General features: G+C 69.2%; 6 protein-coding genes. 4 read left to right on the top strand and 2 right to left on the bottom strand.

Features of this window, described 5'->3' with window-relative positions:
* A partial coding sequence (locus FNH04_RS39755) for an RDD family protein (protein ID WP_228031890.1) occupies nucleotides 1-770 on the top strand: 770 nt, incomplete at its 5' end.
* A gap of 141 nt (nucleotides 771-911) precedes the next feature.
* Nucleotides 912-1,535 carry an RDD family protein gene (locus FNH04_RS39760; protein ID WP_152790960.1) on the top strand — a complete coding sequence of 208 codons (624 nt, stop codon included), beginning with the start codon at nucleotides 912-914 and terminating at the stop codon, nucleotides 1,533-1,535.
* 142 nt (nucleotides 1,536-1,677) lie between these two features.
* Here FNH04_RS39760 and FNH04_RS39765 read toward each other — a convergent pair whose 3' ends face one another.
* Complete coding sequence (locus FNH04_RS39765; RefSeq protein ID WP_152790962.1) at nucleotides 1,678-1,965, bottom strand: hypothetical protein; 288 nt, start codon at nucleotides 1,963-1,965, stop codon at nucleotides 1,678-1,680.
* Nucleotides 1,966-2,407: 442 nt separating this feature from the next.
* Between FNH04_RS39765 and FNH04_RS39770 the strand changes: the two genes are divergently transcribed.
* Nucleotides 2,408-4,759, top strand: coding sequence for an immune inhibitor A domain-containing protein (locus tag FNH04_RS39770; RefSeq protein WP_322725214.1), 2,352 nt, complete (start codon nucleotides 2,408-2,410; stop codon nucleotides 4,757-4,759).
* 122 nt (nucleotides 4,760-4,881) lie between these two features.
* Complete coding sequence (locus tag FNH04_RS39775; protein WP_152790970.1) at nucleotides 4,882-5,244, top strand: hypothetical protein; 363 nt, start codon at nucleotides 4,882-4,884, stop codon at nucleotides 5,242-5,244.
* 62 nt (nucleotides 5,245-5,306) lie between these two features.
* On the opposite strand, the gene FNH04_RS39780 is transcribed toward FNH04_RS39775, so the two are convergent.
* The gene (locus tag FNH04_RS39780) at nucleotides 5,307-5,891 is read right to left on the bottom strand and encodes an isochorismatase family protein (RefSeq protein ID WP_152790964.1); all 585 of its coding nucleotides are present in this window, start codon (nucleotides 5,889-5,891) and stop codon (nucleotides 5,307-5,309) included.
* Between the last annotated feature and the right edge of the window lie 134 nt (nucleotides 5,892-6,025).

The raw sequence follows: 6,025 nt of genomic DNA on the forward strand, positions 1-6,025 counted from the left end.
CCCACACGGGCCGTCTCGCCGACCTCGCCCCGGCGACCCCCGTCACGCCGGAGCCGAGCGCCCCGCAGCGCACGGACGTCTCGCCGGCCCAGGGGCAGCCCGCGGCCACCGTGCCCGCGCAGTCCGGCGGATCCGCAGGCGCTCCCATGGCCGCGGGCCCCGGGGGCGGCCAGCACTCCTGGGCGCAGCAGGTGCACCAGCTCGCGGGCGCCGACGGGGAGCAGCGGGTCGCGCCGTGGAAGCCGGTCACCGAGGACCCGTTCCAGGCGGCCGCCCGGCGGCAGGCCTCGGCCCGTCCCGCGGGGCTGGGCAAGCGGTTGACCGCGCGGCTGCTGGACACCCTCGTGGTCGCCGCCATCACCGGTGCGGCCGCCGTCCCGCTCGGCACCAGGGCGATCGACCACATCAACGGCAAGATCGACGCGGCCAAGCTCTCCGGCGAGACCGTCACGGTCTGGCTGCTCGACGGCACGACCTCGGTGTACCTCGGCATCGTGCTAGGGGTGCTGCTCGTCGTCGGCGTCCTCTACGAGGCGCTGCCCACCGCCAAGTGGGGCCGCACACTGGGCAAGAAGCTGGTCGGCCTGGACGTCCGCGACATCGAGGGCCATGAGCCCCCGTCCTTCGGCCTCGCGCTGCGCCGCTGGCTCGTCTACAGCGTCCCGGGCCTGCTCGGCATCGGTGTCGTCGGCGTCCTGTGGTGCCTGTTCGACCGGCCCTGGCGCCAGTGCTGGCACGACAAGGCGGCCCGCACGTTCGTGGCCGGATAGCGGAGTCCGGGTCGTACGGCGGCGGTACGGACCCGGGGCGCGCGGACGTACGCGATGCCGTACCCCGCATGCCCGGAACTCCGTACCCCGGACGGCCCCGCGCCGGATGCGGAGCCGGAGGGTTCGCGGTCGACTCGGGCCATGAGCACCGAACCGCCGCCCTCCGGATCCGGTCAGCCCCCGGAAGACGACCCGTTCAGGAAGCAGCCCCCGCCGTCCGGGGGTTCGCCGTACGACTCCCCGTCCGGCGGTCAGCCGCCGCCCCCCGGAGGCGAGCCGTACGGCGGCGGCCCGTACGGCGCCGATCCGCTGGCCGGTATGCCCCCGCTCGCCGACTCCGGGAAACGCGTGCTCGCCCGTCTCATCGACATGATCGTCGTGGGTGCCGTGGTGGTGCTGCTGGGCTGGGCGTTCGGGACCGCCCAGTACACGGTGGACACGGACGACCTCGAGTACGGCAAGTCCCTCGGGCAGGAGGCGATCGCCGCCGTCCTCTACATCGCGTACGACACCTACTTCACGGCCCGGAACGGACAGACCCCGGGCAAGCGGCTGATGAAGCTGCGTACGGCGAACCTCGACGACGGTTCCACACCCTCCGTGCAGACCTCGCTGGGGCGCGCGGCCGTCCTGTGGATCCCGTTCGCGTTCTGCTGCGCCTGCATCTGGACGGCCGTCTGCGGTGGTTGGAGCTTCTTCGACAAGCCCTACAAGCAGGGCCTGCACGACAAGGCGGCCAAAACGGTGGTGGTCAGCACCGAGTGACGGCGGCCGACGCCGACAACGGCGGGAGTCCCAGCGCCAGCGGCGGGAATGACAGTGCCTCAGCAGACGACGGGCGGGTTCGTGAACCGGACCCGCCCGTTGCCGTCATGCGCACCGATGGCCGAACAGCCCCCAGTACCCGTCAGCGCTCCGCCGGTTCACGTACCGGCTCGGCCGAGACGGTGGCGGGGACGGTCTCGCGCGGCATCGAGACCCGCGCCTGCACCCTGGCCCCGGTGCCCTTCTGGGCGGTGGCCGGCTTCGGCAGCGGCACGGTCATCGCGACGAGCAGCCCGAGCGCGAGAGCGGAGACGGCGATCACCGCGATCGCCACGCCCGAACTCGTCTGGGACAGCAGCAGCATGGCGAGTGTGGACAAGATCACAGTGCAGGAGCCGTAGGCGAGCTGTGCGGTCGTCGGACGAGGCATGTCAATCGTGTCCTCGGTTGGGGTCTCCCCGTACCTCACACGATGGGGGAGGATACGGATACGAATCAAAGGGGTGGAAACGGTGCCGACTTGGCTTTCCGCCGACTTCGGGCGTTCCGCCATCCGACTCTATTCGCCAGGGTGCCCGAGCGGAACGACGGGTAAGCGTGACCTAATCCACGGGTTCGGTGCACGGGGGGCGCACGGAGTCATGGAGTCCACCAACTGGACACACCTACGCGCCGGTTGGCCGGTACATGTAACGTCCGGATAACGAACAGCCGCTCCGTATAGTGCAGTTGACCTGAGCAAGTCAAGGTCTGTTTTTTATCGCGAAACTCCGATCGAATGTCGTCACTTGACTACACGCGTATACCGCGCGCGGACATTCCACGACCAAGGGCCATCCTCCGCGCGAAACGGGCGCGGGGGAGGACCTCAAGTGACCAGTAGACCCTGGACGTTCAGAGCTGCCTCGATAGGCGTCGCGCTGGCCGCGACCGCCGCGACCTTCTCGACCTACGCGGTGGCGCAGGCCGACGACGGCGCCTCCGCGGCGGCGGTGGACCGCCACGACCCGGCGGACCACGCCGAGCACGACCACGATCTCGAAGGCCCGCTGAGCAAGACCCAGGAAGCCCAGCGCGAAGAAGCCCTCAACCAGGTCATATCCGGCGAGGCCACGGTCAAGAACCGTGAGGGCTCGCAGGTCGTGAAGCTGAAGAGCAAGAAGGGCAAGAGCAAGTACGTCGAGCTCGGCCGCGAGAAGACCGACAAGATCTTCACGATCCTCGTCGAGTTCGGCGACCAGACCGACCCCCGCTACGGCGGCACCCCCGGCCCGCTGCACAACCAGATAGCCGAGCCGGACCGCACCCAGGACAACAGCACGGCCTGGAAGGCGGACTACGACCAGAAGCACTTCGAGGACCTCTACTTCGGCACCGGCAAGAAGACCGAGTCGCTGAAGAAGTACTACGAGAAGCAGTCCTCGGGCCGCTACTCGGTCGAGGGCGCGGTCTCGGACTGGGTCAAGGTCCCCTACAACGAGGCCCGTTACGGCTCCAACAAGTGCCAGCCCGACACCTGCGCGTGGAACGCCGTCGCCGACGGTGTCAACGCGTGGGTCGCCGACCAGGAGGCGGCCGGCAAGTCCGACGCCGAGATCAAGGCGGAGCTGGCCGAGTTCGACCAGTGGGACCGCTACGACTTCGACGGCGACGGCGACTTCAACGAGCGCGACGGCTACATCGACCACTTCCAGATCGTCCACGCCGGTGAGGACGAGTCCGCGGGCGGCGGCGCGCAGGGCGAGGACGCCATCTGGGCCCACCGCTGGTACGCGTTCGGCACCGACGCCGGCGCCACCGGCCCGGAGGGCAACAGGCTCGGCGGCGCCCAGATCGGCGACTCCGGCATCTGGGTCGGCGACTACACCATCCAGCCGGAGAACGGCGGCCTCGGTGTCTTCGCCCACGAGTACGGCCACGACCTCGGTCTGCCGGACCACTACGACACCTCCGGCTCCGGCGGCGAGAACTCCACCGGCTTCTGGACCCTGATGTCGTCCGGCTCCTGGCTCGGCACGGGCAAGAAGGAGATCGGCGACCTGCCCGGCGACATGACCGCCTGGGACAAGCTGCAGCTCGGCTGGCTCGACTACGACACGGCCAAGGCCGCGACGAAGTCGAAGCACAAGCTGGGTGTCGCCGAGTACAACACCAAGGACAAGCAGGCCCTCGTGGTCGAGCTGCCCAAGAAGACGGTCACCACCGAGATCGTGGAGCCCGCGCAGGGCTCGACCCAGTGGTGGAGCGGCAGCGGCGACAACCTCTCGCAGACGCTGACCCGTTCCGTCGACCTCACGGGCAAGTCCTCCGCCTCGCTGGCGCTCGACGGCTGGTGGGACATCGAGGCCGGCTACGACTACCTCTACACCGAGGTCTCGACCGACGGCGGCGCCAACTGGACGGCGATCGACGGTACGGCGGACGGCGCGGCCATCAGCCGTGACGGCAGTGGCAAGCCGGCGCTGGACGGTACGTCGGGCACGTACAAGAAGCTGGCGTACTCCCTCGACGCCTACGCGGGCAAGAAGGTCGACCTGCGCTTCCGTTACGCCACCGACGGCGGTGTGGCCCAGAAGGGCTTCGCGGCCGACTCCATCTCCGTGACCGCGGACGGCTCCGCCGTCTTCTCGGACAACGCGGAGAGCGCGGACGCGGCCTGGACCGTGAAGGGCTTCTCGCGCATCGGCGCGGCCATCACGGACGACTACGCGCAGTACTACATCGCCGAGAACCGCCAGTACGTGTCGTACGACAAGACCCTCAAGGTCGGCCCGTACAACTTCGGCTTCGCGAACACGCGTCCGTCCTGGGTGGAGCACTACCCGTACCAGAACGGTCTGCTGATCTGGAAGTGGGACACCTCGCAGGCGGACAACAACACCAGCGTGCACCCCGGCGCCGGTCTGGTCCTGCCGATCGACGCCCACCCGCAGGCGCTGAAGTGGTCGAACGGCACGCTGATGCGCAACCGCATCCAGTCGTACGACTCGCCGTTCAGCCTGTACCGCACGGACGGCATCACGCTGCACAACGCGGACGTGGCGACGAAGATCGTCTCGAAGAAGGGTGTGTCGACGTTCAACGACCACACCGGCACGTACTACGACGAGACGAACCCGACGGGTGGTGTCAAGATCACTGACACCAACACCAAGATCAAGATCGTCAAGGAGGCCAAGGACGGCTCGACGATCTCGCTCCAGGTGGGCCCCGCGGTGAAGTAGGCGACATTTCCGCAGGTCGGAGACGTATCGGCCGCGACCCCTTGGCGGGTCGCGGCCGGTCGTGTTCAGATGCCTGCTGTGACTCTCTTATTGACACCGACGCGCACGGGGGGATGACCGACATGGCCGCAGGAGGTTTCTGCAAGCTGCCGAGCGGCAGTGTGGTGGTGGCGTTGAACCTGCCCACGCCTGCCTCTTCGGGGGCCACCGGTGCCGTTCCGGACGCCGGGTCGGTCCGGGTTCTGGTGCACGCCGCGAATCGCGCCCGGGCGCTGACCCGGTTGCGGAACCTCGGCATGCGGGCGGTGTATCTGCGGGGGAACGCGGCACCTCCCACACCCGATGAGATCACCGCGGTGCTACATCATCCGGATGGACTCGTATGGCGTACGGACAACGGTGTCGTCGCGGATGTCGTCGCGCCGCCTGAGCTGTGGCGGCCGATCAGGGCCTTGCTCAAGCGCCCCGCGGCGCGCTCCGCTTGAGGGGCGAAGCCCCGAAGGGGCGCGGCACGCAGGGGGCGGGGAACGAGGTCCCGGGGGCCGGGTCAGACGACCGGTTTGCCCGTGAGTTCCACGCCTGCCTCTCGCAGCTCGTCCAGGGCTCGTTCCGTGGTCTCCTCGGCGACTCCCGCGGTCAGGTCCAGCAGGACCTGGGTGCGGAAACCCGCTCTCGCCGCGTCCAGGGCGGTAGCCCTCACGCAGTGGTCCGTGGCGATGCCCACCACGTCGACCTCGTCGATCTCGCGGGCGCGGAGCCAGTCGGCCAGGGCGACGCCGTTCTCGTCGCTGCCCTCGAAGCCGCTGTACGCCGCGGCGTACGCGCCCTTGTCGAAGACGGCGTCGATCGCGCCGGAGGCGACCGCCGGGGCGAAGTTCGGGTGGAAGCCCACCCCCTCCGTGCCCGCCACGCAGTGGGCCGGCCAGGAGTGGACGTAGTCGGGGTGGTCGGCGAAGTGGTCGCCGGGGGCGATGTGGTGGTCGCGGGTCGCCACGACGTGGCGGTACCCGGCGGGCGCCTGCGCGATCAGTTCCGTGATCGCGGCAGCCACATCGGCACCCCCGGCCACCGCGAGGCTGCCTCCCTCGCAGAAGTCGTTCTGTACGTCTACGACGATCAAGGCGCGGCGCATGGTCTGTTTCCTTCGAGTGTCGGGGGAGTGGGGGTGCGGGCCCGGCCGGTGAGAAGCGGATCACGCGTCGCGGGTGGTGCGACACGGATCGCCATGAAATACCGAGCCTAGAGACTGAGGGAGCGGGGCGGGAG

The sequence above is a fragment of the Streptomyces phyllanthi genome (genome assembly GCF_009377205.1).
Lineage (GTDB): Bacteria > Actinomycetota > Actinomycetes > Streptomycetales > Streptomycetaceae > Streptomyces > Streptomyces phyllanthi.

Excerpts from the sequence above, each read along its gene's own strand:
- FNH04_RS39775 (WP_152790970.1), top strand. The coding sequence starts at position 4,882 with ATGGCCGCAGGAGGTTTCTGCAAGCTGCCGAGCGGCAGTGTGGTGGTG.
- FNH04_RS39780 (WP_152790964.1), bottom strand. The coding sequence starts at position 5,891 with ATGCGCCGCGCCTTGATCGTCGTAGACGTACAGAACGACTTCTGCGAG.
- FNH04_RS39760 (WP_152790960.1), top strand. The coding sequence starts at position 912 with ATGAGCACCGAACCGCCGCCCTCCGGATCCGGTCAGCCCCCGGAAGAC.
- FNH04_RS39765 (WP_152790962.1), bottom strand. The coding sequence starts at position 1,965 with ATGCCTCGTCCGACGACCGCACAGCTCGCCTACGGCTCCTGCACTGTG.